The following is an 18,821-nucleotide window of genomic DNA, read 5'->3' as shown; positions in this document are numbered from 1 at the left end:
GCCGGCTCATCCTTCATCCGCAAACCGTTTGAAGGATAAACGCTTTCTCAATTCTATGGCTACTATGGCCGACACGATCGCTTTCGTCAAATCTCCCGGCAAGTAAATCAGAGCTGCTGTCATCGCCGCCAGCCATGGCGTACCGGTTACAACGGATAAATACGTTACTCCGCATAAGTAAACGAAAATCATCCCACCTAAAATATTAAAAAGAAGCAACTTCCACACATTTAGATTATTTCGATAGCGATCCGCCAAATAGCCAATCAAAAACGCCGCAATCGGATAGGACATAATATATCCTCCGCTCGGGCCAAGGAGCACGGACATACCTCCTCTTCCACCCGATAATACCGGAACGCCCATTGCTACTAACAGATCAAATAATAATAAACTCAATCCTCCCAATCTGGGACCAAGGACCGCCCCAGCCAGCATCACTCCAAACGTTTGAGCTGTGATCGGAACTGGCGAAAACGGACTTGGGATTGGCGGTATCAACCCTAGCGCCGCCACCACAGCTGTAAACATCGCCGCTAGCACCATATCTCTTGTTTTCATCTTCATCCTCCTCATGATGTATGATACTAGCATTATAGTAAACAATACTTTTTATGTAAACTACAAAAATAACAAAGTTTACATAAAACAAAACTTGCTCAGCCTGCTATACAACGATAAAAGACTGACCAGCGAAACCCTATGAAACGCTCCCCCGCTCTCTCCACCTCACGCCTTAGTTGCTTTTCTTTATTCCCTTTGTCAATATCGATTGACCCTTCGACTGTTAATCGGTGAAAAAACTAATCATCCATGAAAGAAAGGACCGCTAACTACATCCTTTCTCAACGAATCACTCATGATCCGCGCTTTTAGGTGTAGTTAACGGTCCTGAAAAAGAATAGTTTAAGATCTTTCTACTGCATGCCCGCCAAATTCATTTCGTAAAGCAGCAACTACTTTTCCAGTAAACGTGTCTTCTTCCAAAGACCGGTATCTCATTAATAAGGACAGGGCGATGACCGGTGTGGCCGTTTGTAAATCCAGAGCCGTTTCCACCGTCCATTTTCCTTCACCGGAAGAGTGCATTACACCTTTGATGCCGTCTAATTTCGCATCTTTCGAGAAGGCGCGTTCGGTTAATTCCATCAGCCAGGAACGAATGACGGACCCATTGTTCCATACTCTCGCGACTTTTTCGTAGTCAAAATCAAAGTCGCTTTTCTCCAACACTTCAAATCCTTCTCCAATGGCGGCCATCATCCCGTATTCAATGCCGTTGTGGACCATTTTCAAGAAGTGGCCGCTGCCCGGTTTACCGGCATATAAATAGCCGTTTTCCACAGCGGTATCCCGGAAAATCGGTTCTACGATGTTCCAAGCTTCGGGATCTCCCCCTACCATATAACAAGCCCCATGGCGAGCTCCTTCCATGCCTCCGGAAGTACCGGCATCCATGAAGCGGATGCCCGCTTCTTTGAACTCGTTGTAGCGACGAATCGACTCTTTATAGTGGGAATTCCCCGCTTCAATCACAATATCGTCTTTTTCCAAAAGCGGCTTCAGGTCTCTGAGGACGGAATCTACCACACCATGCGGCACCATGATCCAGACAATTCTTGGCTTTTCCAACGAGTCCACCAGTTCTTGTAAGCTGGAAGTTCCTTGAGCGCCATACTTTTGGATTTCTTCCACTGCCTTGGGATTGACGTCATACGCCACCACTTCGTGGCGATGGTCGATTAAGTTTTGACCTAAATTCAGCCCCATTTTTCCTAAACCGATTAATCCAATTTTCATATTCATTCTCCTATCTTAATAGAAAAAAATTTTCTTTTTATCTTTATTTTATAATAAAAATTTTTTAATTCAAAGATGGCAATGAAAATATATTTTATTCACAGCTTTTTTCATGTACACTAAAATAAGGAAGTTTTGTTCGACAGTCCGATAAAGTATCAGGGACGAAATAAGATCAAAGAGCAATCGTCAAAAATTTTTCCAACTATATAGGTTATTCAAATAAGGCAGGCAATGGAGCTTATCATCATATGGAGATAAGACCTTCGGGAAGTGCAAAACCCAAGAAATCAAAACCGTTTAATGGAAGCGTTCACAAGATTATGGTTAACAGTAACAAAGCCAAAGAACCTGCAGATTCAGCCGATGCCCTATGATCATCCCTGCTTTGGATTGCTTGTCTGTTTTAAAAACACGAAAAAGGAGAGAGTGACTTATGGCCACCCGATCTTGCTTGCAAACCATTCGATCTGCTTATTCCAGCTTTAGTCCTAAGGAACAAACGATTGCCGATTACTTTTTAGAAAAACCGCAAGAAGTTATCCACAGCACTATCAACCAAGTAGCTGACGACCTTCAAGTGGCCGAAGCTACGATTTTCCGTTTTTGCAAACGTATAGGTTTTAAAGGGTTTCAAGCAATGAAAATCGCTTTGGCATCTGAAATTGTGACCCCCATTCAAGATATACATGAAAACATATTAGAAGATGATACAAGCGATCAAGTCGCTGAAAAAGTGTTTCAGTCCAATATCCGAACATTGCAAGATACTCTGAACATTTTAAACCTTCAACACTTTGGGGAAGCGGTTGAGTATCTCTTGCAGGCAAAAAAAATTTCATTTTACGGCACAGGCGGCTCAGCCATCGTGGCTTTGGACGCTCAGCACAAATTTATGAGAACAGGCATCCCTACAGAGGCATTTATGGATGCCCACTTTCAAATCATGTCCGCCTCCTTGCTGTCCAAACAAGATGTCGCGGTCTTTATCTCTCATTCCGGAATGAATAAAGATTTGCTTGAAATTGTGGATGTTGCTAAAAAAACCGGCTGTAAAACCATTGCCATTACCAGTTTTTCGAAATCGCCGCTCACTCAAAAGGCCGATCTATCCTTGCATACCGTTTCACAAGAAACCGAATATCGTTCAGAAGCTCTCGCTTCGCGCATTGCCCAATTGTCCATCATTGACGCCTTATTTGTCAACGTCATGAAGGAGAGAAAAGAAAAAGCCGCAGGCACGCTTCAAAAAATACGGGAAGCAATCGCTGTGAAAAAAGTGTGAACAACGCTTTTTCTTCCTCTTACGAAAAAAACCACCCATTTGTAAATGAGCGGCAACATGTTATCCTTCGATTATGGTTGGGGAACTTCTTCCCTTTTTTGAGAGATTTCTTCATAAAAACGGGCTAATGAGCTGTAGACGTAAGGAACTAACCAAAGAAGCCCAATACCTAAAGTAATCAAACTGAGGATGAACCAGCCAATAAAACTTAATTGCAGCAGAAAGTATCTCCATTTGTATCCGTTCATCATTTTTCTGCTCTCTGTAATGATTTGATTTAATGAATAGTCCGGATGATCTTTCAAAATAAAGTAAGCTTGAGAATAAGCGAAGCTCTTAATAATACCTGGAATGACTAATAATAAAGACCATAAAAACGTGTAAATGGTTATGAGAATGGTCAAGCCGAGCGATTTCCAGTACAACTTGCCGGAGAACAGCTCGAACGTGTTCTTTATTTGAACAGGTTCTTTTCTCACCAATCGTAAAAATACCCAACTGTATCCAACCGTAACCGGTGTTAACAACAATGTGAGGATTTGAGACACAATGACAGGCCAGTTTTGCTCTTCAGTTGCCCATCGTGTAAAACCGCCGCTTAAAATGACTTCTACTAAATAAGGGACCACTGAATAAACCAAAAAGACGACGATGCTCAAAAGCACTGCAAATCCCCAATGGTTTTTTAGCGCCTGCCGCGCTTCTCTCTTGATGCTCCTTATTTTCATGCTTTTTCATCTCCTCTCCATACAACATATTCAAAAGACATCAAAAATTGTTTAAAAAAAGTGATGATGTATAAAATTTTGTGTCAAGCATTTAGTTAGACCAAAAGAAAAAGGTAGGGTATTCTCTGATTTGGCAAAAATCTTAGAGAAAGGAGTACCCTACCTATGTCTAAAAGTATATCGAATATAGATTGGATGAATCAACTGGAAAACGTTATTCGTGAGTTTGTAAAGGAAAAATTAGAGCTGATCATGAAGGAAGAAATCCAGACTTTCCTCGAAATGGAACAAGAGGGAACGTCGAATAGAAGAAACGGCTATTACCATCGAAACCTAGACACGCAGTATGGTCGTATCGAAGGACTTTCTGTTCCAAGAGACCGAAACGGGGAATTTCAAACGCAGCTGTTTGCCCCTTACCAACGCCATACCGGCTGGCTCGAGGAAGCCGTCATCAAGATGTATCAAAGTGGGATGAGTACGCGTGAAATTGGCAAGTTTATCGAACGAATTTTAGGAAATGCCTACTCACCAACAACGATTAGCCATATCACGGATGTGGTAAGGGAAGACATCGAGAAATGGCATAATCGCCCCCTACCCAAGCGTTATTCGGTCTTATATTTGGATGGGTTGTACGTGAAACTTCGTCGAGATACGGTAGAAAAAGAGGTCATTTATGTCGTGTTAGGTGTAAACGAAGAAGGGTATCGTGAAATTCTCGACTTCTTCGTAGGAGGACAAGAAAGTGCCTATGGGTGGCAAGAGATTCTCCACAATCTCTACAAGAGAGGATTACAGGAAGTACTTCTTGGTGCATTCGATGGCCTTCCGGGACTGGAGGAAGCCTTTAAAGCCGTTTATCCGAAAGCCGATGTGCAGCGCTGTGTCGTTCACAAAGTACGTAATACCTTAAATCGTGTTCGGAAAAAAGATCAATTTGAAGTGGCAGAGGATCTCAAACTGATTTATCGCGCACCGAATAAGGAGATGGCGTTACAGATGTTTCAACAGTTTGAGTCGAAATGGTCGAACAAGTATCCGAGAGAAGTTCAATCTTGGGCCAATGAGTTGGATGTCCTCCTTACATTTATGGATTATCCAAGCAGTATTCGAAGTGTGATTTACACGACCAATGCCATTGAACGAACGATCAAAGAGATTCGGAAACGTCTAAAGCCGATGAACAGTTTGAGTAGTTTAGAAGCCGCTGAAAAAGTCGTGTATTTGACCATCCAAGATTTTAATGAGAAATGGGCAGGACGAAAATTGCGAGGATTTGCCGAAGCACATGAAGCCCTTCAACGAATGTTTGAAGAACGTTATAATTAACCAAATAATGTAAATCAATGAGGTTGATTTTATAAGGGGGATTCTCTCTTTCCATACAGGAGACTGAATATTCAGTCTCCTGTATGGAGGAAACCAGTCTTCCCCTCTATTCTAAATCTATTTCAGAGATACCCTATCTATCTTACATTACACAAAATTCTTGACGGTACCAAAAAAGTTAATGAATAAGTCTATTTTTTTGTTTTCCCACTCCTCCTAAAGCCTAATTGCTTTAGAATTTAACTTATCTAAAACGTACTTTCATTCATCCAATGTGTTGATCTTTTTCCTAAACCCTTCTCCCGATACTGTTTCATGTCTCCTTTAAACATCTATCTTACGAGCGCTTGTATGAAAAAACTGTTTAAATTGACAATTGTTACTATCACTCTTATACTTTAATTATCGCATTATATTATTTATTAACACTAACTTACTTTTAGTAATAATATTGGTGAATTGGAGGAATCAAAATGACCATTTCCAGATGGATCGTGGACCCGGCCCATAGTAACATTGATTTTTCTGTCAGACATATGATGATATCGAGAGTAAGGGGCGCATTTAAAAACTTCAATGCTTCCATTGAAGCGGATCCAACCGATTTAACAACGGCAAAGATTCAAGTAGAAATCGATTTAGCCAGCATTGACACTCGCAACAGTGACCGTGATCAACATTTAAAGTCCGCTGATTTCTTTGACATCGAAAAATACCCAACATTGACATTTCGCACTACAAACATTCACAAAAAAGGCGATGGAGAGTATGAAGTAACGGGAGATGTCAATTTTCATGGCGTCACTCGCCCAGAAACATTTACAGTAGTGTTTGAAGGCTTGGCGAAAGATCCTATGAGCGGTAAAGAAAAAGCAGGATTTTCCGCTAATGGCGTGATTAAACGCAGCGACTACAACCTGACTTGGAATGCTCCGCTCGAAACCGGCGGTGTTCTTGTCGGCGATGACGTTAAAGTAGCCATCTACATTGAAGCTGCAAAAGAAGATTAAAAGAAAAGCCCGAATGGGGGCCATACGCCTCCTTCGGGCTTTTACATCATCACGTTAGATCGTGGTTCTTTTCTACTCCTATCTTAGACCTTTATCAGGCCAATAAATAAGGACATTAAGATTTTTATCAAGAACAAATTGTGAACTACCCACCACCTACGCTTCGCTTAGAGGCGGGGGCTTCAAGCGACTTGTGCGTGTTCGCTGAACGGTAAGCCACACACAAGAACCCTTTACGCTTCCCTTCGTTCCGAAGGTGTCCGTTCTAGCTATATTCTATCCTATTAGTTGGCTATCGCCAACCGAAATTCATCTCCCCACTTATCGTTGGGCTATCGCCCTTCACACGCTTGAAGTGGGAGACTTCTTTCGGAAATAATGTTAAAAAGATAAATAAAAGGACATTACATATTTTATATGGCTAAAATGTAATGTCCTTTTTTTAAATGAACGCCCTCTTAGTGGAATAACCTCTTCATTAAATCCACTTGGCAAACCAAGCGACATAGTAGGCAGCGGGAATAAACAAAAATTGAGCCACGATTGTGCCTAAAAATTTTGAACTAACCATTGTCAAAGTGTAACTTTTTAAATAAATATAATCAATTTGATTTTTCATTACTCTATCTGCTAATACAGAAGCTTTTGGATCAATAAACAAAGTTAACAAAATGGTCGCTATTCCATTTATAATCCCAGATGACATTAATGCAGCCTGTGCATAATCTTTCGGAACTAACAATGAAGCATATATGGAAGAGAGTACACCAGTTGTAAATATAGCAGAAATAATGATATTTATCACAAAAAGACGTTTAGGTATTGTTTTTAAGGTAATCCCTTTTAGGTAGGTAAATCTCGGCAATCTAAAACATTTCAAAACTTTTTTAAAACCTTCTATATTAAAGAACTTAAAAAATAAAGTGATCATCGAACCTCGTTCATTTGACAATTGAACGATCGCTCTTGAGAAGACGTTGATAAATGTCGGAAAAAGAAAAATTCCCAGTAAAACTCCAATTGAAGTTAATCCCATTAAAATTCTATACTGCTCCTCTATAAAATGTAATCTATTTATATCTGGAGCTTCTGCAATAAGTTTTGCTGTTAAAGGTTGTTGAATGGTTGTAGATAATCTTGAAACGACCACTAATGTACTAAACAAAGATATTGCAGTTGCGATTAACTTTACTCTTGCCCCTGAAATCCTCGTTGAATAGGCCAAAGTTTCAATCATTGTGATAACTAATAAAAATGAAGAGATGATCATTACTTTACTTGTAATTAGTTCCATAAAAATCCCCCTCATAAATAAAATTATTCTAACCGTAAACAATGTTTCATCAACTTACCGACCATATCATTTTGAATTTCTTCATTAGATGAATCGTCTTGTCTGTTTTTTGCTTTAACAAGTTGCAGGGGATTGGCCCTTGCACTCTCATATGGATTCCTCAACCATGGGACAAACTCCATCAAGTTTTCTTAAACGAATCTCCCTGTAATCTTTCTTTTTCTCCCGTAAATACATAAAATATTGCTTTAAAGCATAACGGTTTAGTTTTTACTGTATTACTGCGTTTCCCTGTTGTATTTAAATAGTTCAGATACTCCACGACAGGAATCAAAGGAAATCCCACTTCACCACTAATACATTATCTCTTGCTGTTATTCTCTAAAAAAGCCTTACTTATTTACAATCGGTCGAAAGACTTCGCTACGCCTCCCGCTGTGGGCTATGCCCTTTCCTAAAAAACTAATTATTTTAAATTTTCATCCAAAATCGATATATCTATTATGTATGAAAAAAGAGGATATATGTCCTTAAACTGAACATAATACCCTCTAATCATCTTAGTATATTTAAAATTTCCAAAGTTCTTTTCGTTTTACGTCCCATAAATCCCTCCATAATCCGTTTTGCACTTCGACTTTTATTTTCGTTTCTTGTAAAAGAATGCTGATAAAAATATAGATATACCAAGAGCAATAAATCCGCTTGAATCGAGAAAATTTATTAATGTTGACTTTTCTTTCATATCTTTTATGAATAATAAAAGGCCATACGAAGCAAAAAAATTCCTGATACAATACTTATTTTTCCAATGAGAGACAAATCTTTCATGAAATACAACACTCCACATTCACCATTTTTTTCTATAACATTAGCAGAAACCATTGAAATGATTAAAAAACTTCCGCCTTGTTCAGACGAAAGTTTTTTAATCAGAACTTTTGTCCATTATTGCCCTCCTAAATAAGCATGTTTGATTTGATCGCTTTCGTTCAGTTCTTCCGGAGTTCCGGACAGGACGACTTTCCCTGTTTCAATCACGTAAGCTCGATCGGCTACTGACAGAGCCATATTGGCATTTTGCTCCACCAGCAAAATGGTTGTACCAGTTTCATTGATTTCCTGAATAATTCGGAAAATGGTTTTCACTAAAAGAGGCGCTAATCCCATGGAAGGTTCATCCAGCAGCAGCAGTTTCGGACGAGCCATCAATGCTCGGCCCATGGCTAGCATTTGCTGCTCTCCGCCCGATAAAGTTCCCGCCTGCTGCTTCCAACGTTCCTGCAGCCGCGGAAACAACTGAAAAACTTTTTCGTAATCTTTGCGAATCTCATCTTTATCCTTCCTCAAAAAAGCTCCTAATTCCAAATTTTCTTGAACAGACATATTCGCAAAAATTCGACGTCCTTCCGGAACGTGAGAAATCCCCATCTTAACGATTGCTTGAGCCGGTTTTCCCATAATAGATTGATTCTCGTACTCTATTTTTCCTGATTTCGGCTTTAGCAATCCGGAAATCGTTTTTAACAGTGTACTCTTTCCAGCGCCATTCGCTCCTATCAGCGTCACAATTTCGCCTTGATGAATATCCAAAGACACACCCTTTAAAGCATGAATATTTCCATAATAAACATGAATATCTTCTATTTTCAGCATTTACGATACCTCCTCGCCCAGATAGGCTTCAATGACTTTCGGATTGTTTCGAATTTCCTCCGGTGTTCCCTGGGCAATCAGCTGTCCGTGGTCGAGGACGTAAATCCGTTCGCAAACACCCATGACTAAATTCATATCATGTTCAATCAACAAGATCGTCAATTCAAACTGATCGCGGATAAACGCAATCAAATTCATTAAATCATGAGTTTCCTGCGGATTCATTCCGGCTGCCGGCTCATCAAGCAATAAAAGCTTTGGATTCGCTGCGAGAGCTCTCGCAATTTCCAAACGCCGCTGCTGTCCGTATGGCAAGTTTTTTGCCTTTTCGTGTACATAACCTTCCAGTTTGAAAAGCTTTAGAATGTCCAGCGATTTTTCTTCTATTTCCTTTTCATTCTTAAAATGGGAAGGAAGGCGAAAAATGGAGCTGATAATAGAGTTTTTCGCTGAAGAGTGATAAGCCACTTTCACATTGTCAAGAACAGAAAGGTCCTGAAACAGTCGAATGTTTTGGAAAGTGCGGCTGATGCCTTTTCGTGTAATTTTAAAAGGCGCCATTCCATTTAACCGTTCACCGTTAAACAAAAGATTTCCTTCCGTCGGTACATATACGCCGGTTAAAAGGTTAAAAAAAGTAGTTTTGCCGGCTCCGTTTGGTCCGATTAGCCCGACAAGCTCCCCTTTATAAATTTCCATATTGGCCTCGGCCACAGCTTTTAAGCCGCCAAATCGAATTCCGACATTCTCCACTTTAAGCAACGGTTTGTTTGTTGTCATGGTTCGTTCCCCCTTCAGCTGCACGTTTCTTGAAAAATGTCGCCAGTTCTTTTGTCCCCATCAGTCCTTGAGGGCGGAACAACATCATGAGAATCAAAACAAGACTATATATCACCATGCGGGTTTCCGGATAATCTTGAAGAAACGTGGAAATAATCGTCAGCAAGATCGCTGAAATAACCGCTCCAGACATGCTCCCTAATCCACCTAATACAACAAAAATCAAGATATCAAAAGACTTTAAAAATCCGAAGTTAGTCGGCTGAATGATGTAAAAATTGTGGGAATATAAACCTCCGGCCACCCCGGCAAAAAACGCCCCTATCACAAATGCCACCACTTTATAAAAAGTAGTATTAATCCCCATCGCATCAGCAGCGATTTCATTTTCACGGACGGAAATACATGCTCGTCCATGTCTGGAATTCGTAAAATTGGCTATCACTACAATAGCAATCAGCGTACAGGCAAATACCCATGGCCACGTGGTAAAATGAGAGACTTGCATCCCGCTTGCTCCCCCGACATAATCAATATTCAATAATGCAATCCGCAATATCTCTCCAAATCCCAGTGTGGCAATGGCCAAATAGTCTCCTTTTAAGCGAAGCGTCGGAATCCCGATGATCAATCCTGCCACAGCTGCTGCCACTCCGCCTATCAAAAGGGCTGCCGAAAAAGGCAATTGAAACTTCATTGTCATAATCGCCGATGCATATGCCCCCACCGCTAAAAACCCGGCATGGCCAATCGAAAATTGTCCTGTAATACCAATAATAAGGTGAAGACTGACCGCCAATATGATATTGATGCCAATTAAAAATAGTGTGTTTAAATAGAAGGAATTAAGAATTTGCCCGGTAATAAGAAATTGAACCACTGCAAATGCTGCGAGCGCCAATATGATGGAAAGCCAAAAGCCTTTTGTATGTCTGATCGTCATCATTTTTTCCTCCTACACTTTTTCTCTTACATTTTTTCCAAACAAGCCGGACGGTCGAAAAATTAACAGCAGAATCAAAACGATAAATGCCGCCCCATCGCGCCATAATGAAAAGCCCATTGCACTGACCAACGATTCAATGACACCGAGAAGCAAACCTCCCACCATGGCTCCCGGAATAATCCCTATACCCCCCAATACGGCTGCGACGAAAGCTTTCAGTCCTGGGATAATTCCCATGAGTGGATCAATTTTGGTATAGTAAATTCCAAAAATAACTCCGGCAGCGCCTGCTAAAGCAGAACCGATGGCAAAAGTGGCCGATATGGTGCGGTCTACGCTGATTCCCATTAATCGTGCAGCTTCCGCATCATAGGAAACGGCCCGCATGGCCTTTCCTACCTTTGTTCGATGTACGATAAACTGAAGAACGATCATTAATACAATGGAGGTAAAAAGGATCAACAGCGATTGGCTATTGATCGTAACCCCGAAAATGTTGATATTTTTTTCGGGAAGAACATTGCTTGGATATGCCTCCGGCTGTGCTCCGTGCAAATAGATCGTGCCATATTCAATAAACAAAGAAACTCCAATCGCTGTGATCAGCGCGGCAATTCTCGTAGCATTGCGCAATGGCTTATAGGCAATGCGTTCAATGAGCACGCCAAACACTGCGCAAACCGCCATCGCCAACAGCAAAGCCGGGAAAAAACCGAAATGAAACACGGTGACGGAGTAAAATCCGATAAAGGCTCCTACCATAAAAACATCACCATGCGCAAAATTAATCAATTTCACGATTCCATAAACCATGGTATATCCGAGAGCAAGTAAAGCATAGATGCTGCCGAGCGATATTCCGTTTACTAATTGTTGAACGAATTCCATTATGCATGCTCCTCCCATCCTTGTGGCTTAATCCCTTTGAAAATTCAAAATAGGGGGAAAGATCCCCCCTTTCTTCAAGATTATGGATTCACTTTTGTTTTAAATACTTGCTTACCATCCTTATATTCTAAGATAGAGGCGGATTTAATCGGATTATGATCTTTGTCAAAAGTCAAGGTGCCTGACACCAGTTCAAGATTCTTTGTGTCTTCCAGTGCTTTTTTGATTTTCTCCGGATCTGTGCTTCCCGCCCTTTTTATTGCATCTGCCAACAGGTAAGCCGTATCATAGCCAAGCGCATTAAAGGCATCTGGAGAATCTCCATTATATTTTGCTTTAAATTTTTTCACAAATTTCTGAATTTTTTGATCCGGATCTCCGGAAGAATAGTGATTCGTAATATAAGTATTATTCAATGCCTTTGGCCCGGCAATTTTCACCAGTTTTGGTGAATCCCAACCGTCTCCGCCCATAATCGGAACGTTTAAACCAATTTCACGAGCCTGTTTTACAATCAGCCCTACTTCTTCATAGTAGCCCGGCAAGTAAATAAACTGTGGATTTTCGCCTTTGATTCTTGTTAATGTAGCATGAAAATCTGTATCTTTTGCTACATACGCTTCTTTTGAAACGATTTTCCCGCCCGTTTTCTTAAAGGATTTTTCAAAAGCACTTGCCAACCCTTTTGCATAATCACTCGAGCTGTCAATGAGAATCGCCGCTTTTTTCACTTTCAGTTGATCGGCTGCAAAATTCGCTGCGACCGTCCCTTGAAATGGGTCGATAAAACAAGTCCGAAACACATAGTCATTCAGCTTTCCACCCTTTACAGTCACTTCCGGATTCGTGGCTGTCGGCGTAATTAAAGGAATCTTGTTATCTTGCGCCACTTGTACTTGTGCAAGCGTATTGGTACTTGTTGCAGAACCTACAAGGACCGCTACTTTATCTTGGCTCACCAGCTTAATGGCGGTGCTCGTAGCTTCAGCCGCATCAGATTTATTATCCGCTTTGATTAATTCAATTTTCTTCCCATCAATTCCTTTTTTATTAATATCATCTAATGCGAGAGCAAATCCCTCAGCAATGGATTGCCCATACGATGCCACATTCCCCGACAGTTCGAGATCGGCGCCCACCTTGATCGTTTTGCCGTTCGATGCGCTTCCGCCGGTGGTGCTGCTGGCTCCGCACCCTGCCATGAGTACGGTTGAGAATAATAAAGTCAGCGTAATACTAGAAAATTTTTTCTTCATAAAAATTCCCCCATTTTTTTATTTCTTTCCTAACAAATGAATGAACGACGCAGACCTCCTTCTTATACTAATAAAATATTACAATTATTTGATATATATTAATATTCTGAAAATATTGTATATTATTCTTTCCTTTTCGTCTAGTCATTCTTTTATATTTTTATGATTTTTGTATGAATAAAAATACTCTTTACCCAATCGAAATATATTGATTTCCAAGTGTTATTCTAGTTTTTCTTCTATTATTCGGAAAATTATCATCTCTTTTTACCTAGGTCCATCTTAATAAATTATCATGATCACTCGCACAAAAAACTTGCTCATCATTCTGTACGAATGGTTATTAAAGAGCAATAATTTTCTTAAATATTCATGTCTGTATTTTTCTAGTATAGGGTCAGCCTTGCTTATATATAGTAATAGACTATTAAGCAAAGACGTTTGTGAAATGGAAAACGGAAAAATCTAAGAGAAAGTAGTCCTAAAGGGTCATGCAGTAAATAATGAAACTAGGAGGCGTTGAATTATAAGATGTTCACTCAACGCTCGATTTGCACTCTATAAAAGCAATGGCTATTCAGTCCTCATATTTGAGAAAACCACTGTCATTCTTTTCACACATAAGAACGATTTTGCCGGTTTTCACAAAATAGATCTACTTAATAAAAACCCTCTAAAGCAGATCTCAGTTAGCAACCACCCATAACAGGCAGGTCACTCTTGTTTTTGCGTCTACTTTAGAGGGAATCTTATTTTAATGAATAAAATCAGGTCTACATGTTCTGACGGAACAAAACGATGCTATTGTTGCTTTCCGATGAAAAGACATCGATCGATTAAGAATTGCACAAATATCAGCCATAGCAAACGATCATGATCTTATCGAGGAAGAAGAACGGTCGTATCCAAAACGTCTTTCAATCGCTCTGCACGATAGGTTGGTTTTGCTCCCTCCATTTTTTTGCCGTCTCCGTGATCAATCCAGATCGAATCGATTCCGGCGTTATTGGCCCCTAAAATATCAGTACTCACATTATCCCCCACCATAATGGCTTCTTTTGCTGAAATCTCCATTAAGCGGAGAGCATGTTGAAATAAACGAGGATCCGGTTTGCCAAAACCGAAGTTGCCGGAAATCACGATATGTTCAAAGTATGGAATCAAACGCTTTTCCATCGCCAGCTTTTCCAGCTGCAGGGAAGGCGAGCCGTTCGTCAACAGTAGCAACCGAAAACCTCTTGTTTTTAATTGCTCCAAAACTTCATAAGTATCGTCAAACACAAACGATGTAGAACGTCGAACTTCTTGAAACCTTTTTTTCGCCCCTTCCGCCTCCTCTTCCGGAACACCGGAAAGCTGAAGGCCCTCTTTCCACGCTTTCAATTGATAGTCTGAAATAAGCATTCCCATCTCCCGAAACTTCCAATGGTGGACATCCGTAAATCTCCCCCATAATCCTTCAAATGGGTTGATGCCAATTTTTTGGGTAAACTCGAAGAATGGATAAGTGGAATATATTTTTCTTGCACAATCACGGACATTCGCTTCCAGTTCGGCAGAATCCAATCCATATTTTTCTGCCAGTTCCCCACATGTCACATCAAACGCACGCTGTATGCTCTTACGATCGTTTAATAAAGTATCATCCAAATCAAAAAAAATAGCTTTTTTCATTATTTCATAGCTCTCCTTGAACTTTTCTTTGTGCCAAAATCAATAAGTTTTTTCCACTATAACTTACCTCTCGCCAATTGAACCGATGAAAACATTGGTCATATATTTCTTTTTTTCGACAAAAACTGCTTTATTTCCTACTATATTTTCTGTTTTTTTAAATTTATTTTATAAATAAAAGACCTCTTAGTACCCGCTGTTTTATAATTAAGTTTGAAAAATGTTGAAGTAAAAAAGAATAGAAGATTAAAGGTTTAATGGTCTACAAATCGAAAATATCTTGAAAACTGTATGGATTGATGAGATTCTTCGATGGTATGTTTCTTATCATTCATGGGAATTTGGTCAAATTGTAAAATGAAGAGAGGCGCAAACATGGAGTTATGGAAACAACTTCTTTTAAACGGCTGTGTAAAGCTATTTTGGAAAGACGAAATTCTATATCAGTTTATAGCAGATATCTCTCAAGAAGGATTTGAAATTTACATTTTTGATTGTTCAAAATGGAATTCTCGAAACTACCATAAAGATTTGGCATCTGTCCTCCACTTTTCAAATTAATATGGTAAAAACTTAAATGCCTTTGACGATTGTTTATCAGATGTGGTTCCGGATGGAATAGGTTTTGTTTTAGTATTCAAAAACTATGATATATTCTCCAAAAGAGATCCAAAAGCGGCTTATGACATTTTGGATATCATTCAAAACAATTCTTGGAGATTTCTACTTGAAGACATAAAACTTATTGCTTTCGTGCAATCAAATGATGCCAAAATAGGCTTTCCAAATTTGGGCGGGATGTCTGCTGAATGGAACAATAAAGAATGGCTGGATCAAAATAGAGGATTATAAGCTTTGTCAATCCATACAGTCTTATTCTGTGAGCTATCAACATAAAAATTTAACAAATGAAAAAGTCCGAGATCTAATTGGATCTCGGACTTTTTCATTTGCCTGGCAGCGTCCTACTCTCGCAAGGGGAATCCCCTCACTACCATCGGCGCTGAAGAGCTTAACTTCCGTGTTCGGGATGGGAACGGGTGTGACCTCTTCGCCATCGCCACCAGACGGTATGAAGTTGTTGGAACGATTGTTCCTTCAAAACTAGATAGAAGAAGCAGTATTACACCGATCTCGCTCTTTCATTTGGTTAAGTCCTCGATCGATTAGTATCCGTCAGCTCCACGTGTCACCACGCTTCCACCTCGGACCTATCTACCTGATCATCTTTCAGGGATCTTACTTTCCGAAGAAATGGGAAATCTCATCTTGAGGGGGGCTTCATGCTTAGATGCTTTCAGCACTTATCCCTTCCGCACATAGCTACCCAGCGATGCCTCTGGCGAGACAACTGGTACACCAGCGGTGCGTCCATCCCGGTCCTCTCGTACTAAGGACAGCTCCTCTCAAATTTCCTGCGCCCGCGACGGATAGGGACCGAACTGTCTCACGACGTTCTGAACCCAGCTCGCGTACCGCTTTAATGGGCGAACAGCCCAACCCTTGGGACCGACTACAGCCCCAGGATGCGATGAGCCGACATCGAGGTGCCAAACCTCCCCGTCGATGTGGACTCTTGGGGGAGATAAGCCTGTTATCCCCGGGGTAGCTTTTATCCGTTGAGCGATGGCCCTTCCATACGGAACCACCGGATCACTAAGCCCGACTTTCGTCCCTGCTCGACTTGTAGGTCTCGCAGTCAAGCTCCCTTCTGCCTTTGCACTCTGCGAATGATTTCCAACCATTCTGAGGGAACCTTTGGGCGCCTCCGTTACCTTTTAGGAGGCGACCGCCCCAGTCAAACTGCCCACCTGACACTGTCTCCCACCCCGATCAGGGGTGCGGGTTAGAATTTCAGTACAGCCAGGGTAGTATCCCACCGGCGCCTCCACCGAAGCTGGCGCTCCGGTTTCCAAGGCTCCTACCTATCCTGTACAAGCTGTACCAAAATTCAATATCAGGCTGCAGTAAAGCTCCACGGGGTCTTTCCGTCCTGTCGCGGGTAACCTGCATCTTCACAGGTACTATAATTTCACCGAGTCTCTCGTTGAGACAGTGCCCAGATCGTTACGCCTTTCGTGCGGGTCAGAACTTACCTGACAAGGAATTTCGCTACCTTAGGACCGTTATAGTTACGGCCGCCGTTTACTGGGGCTTCGGTTCGCACCTTCAAGCAAAGCTTTAAGCGCTCCCCTTAACCTTCCAGCACCGGGCAGGCGTCAGCCCCTATACTTCGCCTTACGGCTTCGCAGAGACCTGTGTTTTTGCTAAACAGTCGCCTGGGCCTATTCACTGCGGCTTCTCGGGGCTATGCACCCCAAAAAGCACCCCTTCTCCCGAAGTTACGGGGTCATTTTGCCGAGTTCCTTAACGAGAGTTCTCTCGCACACCTTAGGATTCTCTCCTCGCCTACCTGTGTCGGTTTGCGGTACGGGCACCTTTTTCCTCGCTAGAGGCTTTTCTTGGCAGTGTGGAATCAGGAACTTCGGTACTATATTTCCCTCGCCGTCACAGCTTGAGGTTAGTGGCAACGGGATTTGCCTCGCTGCCCCTCTCACTGCTTGGACGCACATCCAACAGTGCGCTTACCCTATCCTCCTGCGTCCCCCCATCGCTCAAACGGAAAAGAGGTGGTACAGGAATATCAACCTGTTGTCCATCGCCTACGCCTGTCGGCCTCGGCTTAGGTCCCGACTAACCCTGAGAGGACGAGCCTTCCTCAGGAAACCTTAGGCATTCGGTGGAAGGGATTCTCACCCTTCTTTCGCTACTCATACCGGCATTCTCACTTCTAAGCGCTCCACCGGTCCTTCCGGTCCGGCTTCTCTGCCCTTAGAACGCTCTCCTACCGCGGACACCCGAAGGTGTCCACCCGCAGCTTCGGTGATACGTTTAGCCCCGGTACATTTTCGGCGCAGAATCACTCGACCAGTGAGCTATTACGCACTCTTTGAATGGTGGCTGCTTCTAAGCCAACATCCTGGTTGTCTAAGCAATTCCACATCCTTTTCCACTTAACGTATACTTTGGGACCTTAGCTGGCGGTCTGGGCTGTTTCCCTTTTGACCACGGATCTTATCACTCGCAGTCTGACTCCCAAGGATAAGTCACTGGCATTCGGAGTTTGTCTGAATTCGGTAACCCGATGAGGGCCCCTAGTCCAAACAGTGCTCTACCTCCAAGACTCTTCCCTTGAGGCTAGCCCTAAAGCTATTTCGGAGAGAACCAGCTATCTCCAAGTTCGATTGGAATTTCACCCCTACCCACACCTCATCCCCGCACTTTTCAACGTGCGTGGGTTCGGGCCTCCAGTAAGTGTTACCTCACCTTCACCCTGGACATGGGTAGATCACCTGGTTTCGGGTCTGCGACCCCATACTCATGCGCCCTGTTCAGACTCGCTTTCGCTGCGGCTCCGTCTTTTCGACTTAACCTCGCATGAGATCGCAACTCGCCGGTTCATTCTACAAAAGGCACGCCATCACCCGTAAACGGGCTCTGACTACTTGTAGGCACACGGTTTCAGGTTCTCTTTCACTCCCCTCCCGGGGTGCTTTTCACCTTTCCCTCACGGTACTGGTTCACTATCGGTCACTAGGGAGTATTTAGCCTTGGGAGATGGTCCTCCCAGCTTCCGACGGGATTCCTCGTGTCCCGCCGTACTCAGGATCCACCAGGGAGGGAACGAAGTTTCGACTACAGGGTTGTTACCTTCTCTGACGGGCCTTTCCAGACCTCTTCGTCTACCTCGTTCCTTTGTAACTCCACAATTGGTGTCCTACAACCCCAGAAGGCAAGCCTTCTGGTTTGGGCTGTTCCCGTTTCGCTCGCCGCTACTCAGGGAATCGCTGTTGCTTTCTCTTCCTCCGGGTACTTAGATGTTTCAGTTCCCCGGGTTGCCTTCCTTACCCTATGGATTCAGGCAAGGATGCTGCCCCATTACGGGCAGCGGGTTTCCCCATTCGGAAATCTCCGGATCAACGCTTACGTACAGCTCCCCGGAGCTTTTCGGAGTTAGTCCCGTCCTTCATCGGCTCCTAGTGCCAAGGCATCCACCGTGCGCCCTTTCTAACTTAACCATGTTGGTTTTATCCTAGATGGCGATACTCGGTTTATGCTGCTTCTTTCTTCTATCTAGTTTTCAAGGAACAACTTGGAAGGATGAAATCCTT

At 42.2% G+C, this 18,821-nt stretch carries 14 protein-coding genes, 2 rRNA genes and 1 pseudogene; 5 read left to right on the top strand and 12 right to left on the bottom strand.

The genetic code is table 11. The annotated features are described in order from the left end of the window. Positions 1-6: 6 nt before the first annotated feature. Positions 7-561 (bottom strand): biotin transporter BioY, encoded by a 555-nt coding sequence (locus N1I87_RS01605; RefSeq protein ID WP_048622503.1) that lies wholly within the window; start codon positions 559-561, stop codon positions 7-9. 345 nt (positions 562-906) lie between these two features. Next, complete coding sequence (gene gnd / locus N1I87_RS01600; protein WP_341100359.1) at positions 907-1,800, bottom strand: phosphogluconate dehydrogenase (NAD(+)-dependent, decarboxylating); 894 nt, start codon at positions 1,798-1,800, stop codon at positions 907-909. 436 nt (positions 1,801-2,236) lie between these two features. On the opposite strand from gnd, the gene N1I87_RS01595 reads away from it, so the two are divergent. Beyond that, positions 2,237-3,085, top strand: a complete 849-nt coding sequence (locus N1I87_RS01595) for a MurR/RpiR family transcriptional regulator (protein ID WP_003353155.1) — start codon at positions 2,237-2,239, stop codon at positions 3,083-3,085. Between the two features lie 71 nt (positions 3,086-3,156). Here N1I87_RS01595 and N1I87_RS01590 read toward each other — a convergent pair whose 3' ends face one another. Next, positions 3,157-3,813, bottom strand: a complete 657-nt coding sequence (locus N1I87_RS01590) for a DUF975 family protein (RefSeq protein ID WP_341100358.1) — start codon at positions 3,811-3,813, stop codon at positions 3,157-3,159. A 165-nt stretch (positions 3,814-3,978) separates the two neighbouring features. On the opposite strand from N1I87_RS01590, the gene N1I87_RS01585 reads away from it, so the two are divergent. Both N1I87_RS01585 and N1I87_RS01580 read left to right on the top strand, forming a co-directional pair. Continuing rightward, on the top strand, positions 3,979-5,145 hold the full coding sequence (locus tag N1I87_RS01585) for an IS256 family transposase (RefSeq protein WP_341100333.1): 1,167 nt from the start codon (positions 3,979-3,981) through the stop codon (positions 5,143-5,145). Positions 5,146-5,618: 473 nt separating this feature from the next. Then, a complete protein-coding gene (locus N1I87_RS01580) occupies positions 5,619-6,155 on the top strand; it encodes a YceI family protein (protein WP_003353157.1) in 537 nt (178 codons plus the stop codon). Positions 6,156-6,633: 478 nt separating this feature from the next. Here N1I87_RS01580 and N1I87_RS01575 read toward each other — a convergent pair whose 3' ends face one another. From N1I87_RS01575 to N1I87_RS01545, 7 genes are all read right to left on the bottom strand, one after another. Beyond that, the gene (locus N1I87_RS01575; protein ID WP_327805195.1) at positions 6,634-7,449 is read right to left on the bottom strand and encodes a lipid II flippase Amj family protein; all 816 of its coding nucleotides are present in this window, start codon (positions 7,447-7,449) and stop codon (positions 6,634-6,636) included. Positions 7,450-8,397: 948 nt separating this feature from the next. Continuing rightward, positions 8,398-9,105 (bottom strand): ABC transporter ATP-binding protein, encoded by a 708-nt coding sequence (locus tag N1I87_RS01570; protein ID WP_003353163.1) that lies wholly within the window; start codon positions 9,103-9,105, stop codon positions 8,398-8,400. Beyond that, positions 9,106-9,885: an ABC transporter ATP-binding protein gene (locus N1I87_RS01565; protein WP_048622497.1), complete on the bottom strand. Its 780-nt coding sequence runs from the start codon at positions 9,883-9,885 to the stop codon at positions 9,106-9,108. Continuing rightward, positions 9,860-10,831: a branched-chain amino acid ABC transporter permease gene (locus N1I87_RS01560; protein WP_270584708.1), complete on the bottom strand. Its 972-nt coding sequence runs from the start codon at positions 10,829-10,831 to the stop codon at positions 9,860-9,862. Before N1I87_RS01560 ends, N1I87_RS01565 begins: the two co-directional genes overlap by 26 nt. 9 nt (positions 10,832-10,840) lie before the next feature. Beyond that, complete coding sequence (locus N1I87_RS01555; RefSeq protein ID WP_003353169.1) at positions 10,841-11,719, bottom strand: branched-chain amino acid ABC transporter permease; 879 nt, start codon at positions 11,717-11,719, stop codon at positions 10,841-10,843. 80 nt (positions 11,720-11,799) lie between these two features. Next, entirely contained in the window at positions 11,800-12,975 is a 1,176-nt protein-coding gene (locus tag N1I87_RS01550) for an ABC transporter substrate-binding protein (RefSeq protein WP_341027869.1), read from the bottom strand. Between the two features lie 879 nt (positions 12,976-13,854). After that, positions 13,855-14,649: an HAD family hydrolase gene (locus N1I87_RS01545; RefSeq protein ID WP_340397269.1), complete on the bottom strand. Its 795-nt coding sequence runs from the start codon at positions 14,647-14,649 to the stop codon at positions 13,855-13,857. 375 nt (positions 14,650-15,024) lie between these two features. Here N1I87_RS01545 and N1I87_RS01540 point away from each other — a divergent pair, with 375 nt between their 5' ends. Continuing rightward, positions 15,025-15,210 carry a hypothetical protein gene (locus N1I87_RS01540; RefSeq protein ID WP_341100354.1) on the top strand — a complete coding sequence of 62 codons (186 nt, stop codon included), beginning with the start codon at positions 15,025-15,027 and terminating at the stop codon, positions 15,208-15,210. 12 nt (positions 15,211-15,222) lie between these two features. Beyond that, a pseudogene (locus N1I87_RS17975) lies at positions 15,223-15,501 on the top strand (barstar family protein); the annotation flags it as partial. 100 nt (positions 15,502-15,601) lie between these two features. Here N1I87_RS17975 and rrf read toward each other — a convergent pair. Beyond that, positions 15,602-15,717 (bottom strand): 5S ribosomal RNA (gene rrf / locus N1I87_RS01535). A 78-nt stretch (positions 15,718-15,795) separates the two neighbouring features. Then, positions 15,796-18,728, bottom strand: a 23S ribosomal RNA gene (locus tag N1I87_RS01530). Positions 18,729-18,821: the final 93 nt, after the last annotated feature.

This window comes from Bacillus sp. FSL W8-0102 (genome assembly GCF_038007225.1).
GTDB classification, from domain to species: Bacteria; Bacillota; Bacilli; order Bacillales; family DSM-4216; genus Bacillus_O; species Bacillus_O smithii.
This window is presented reverse-complemented; position numbering and strand designations above follow the sequence as displayed.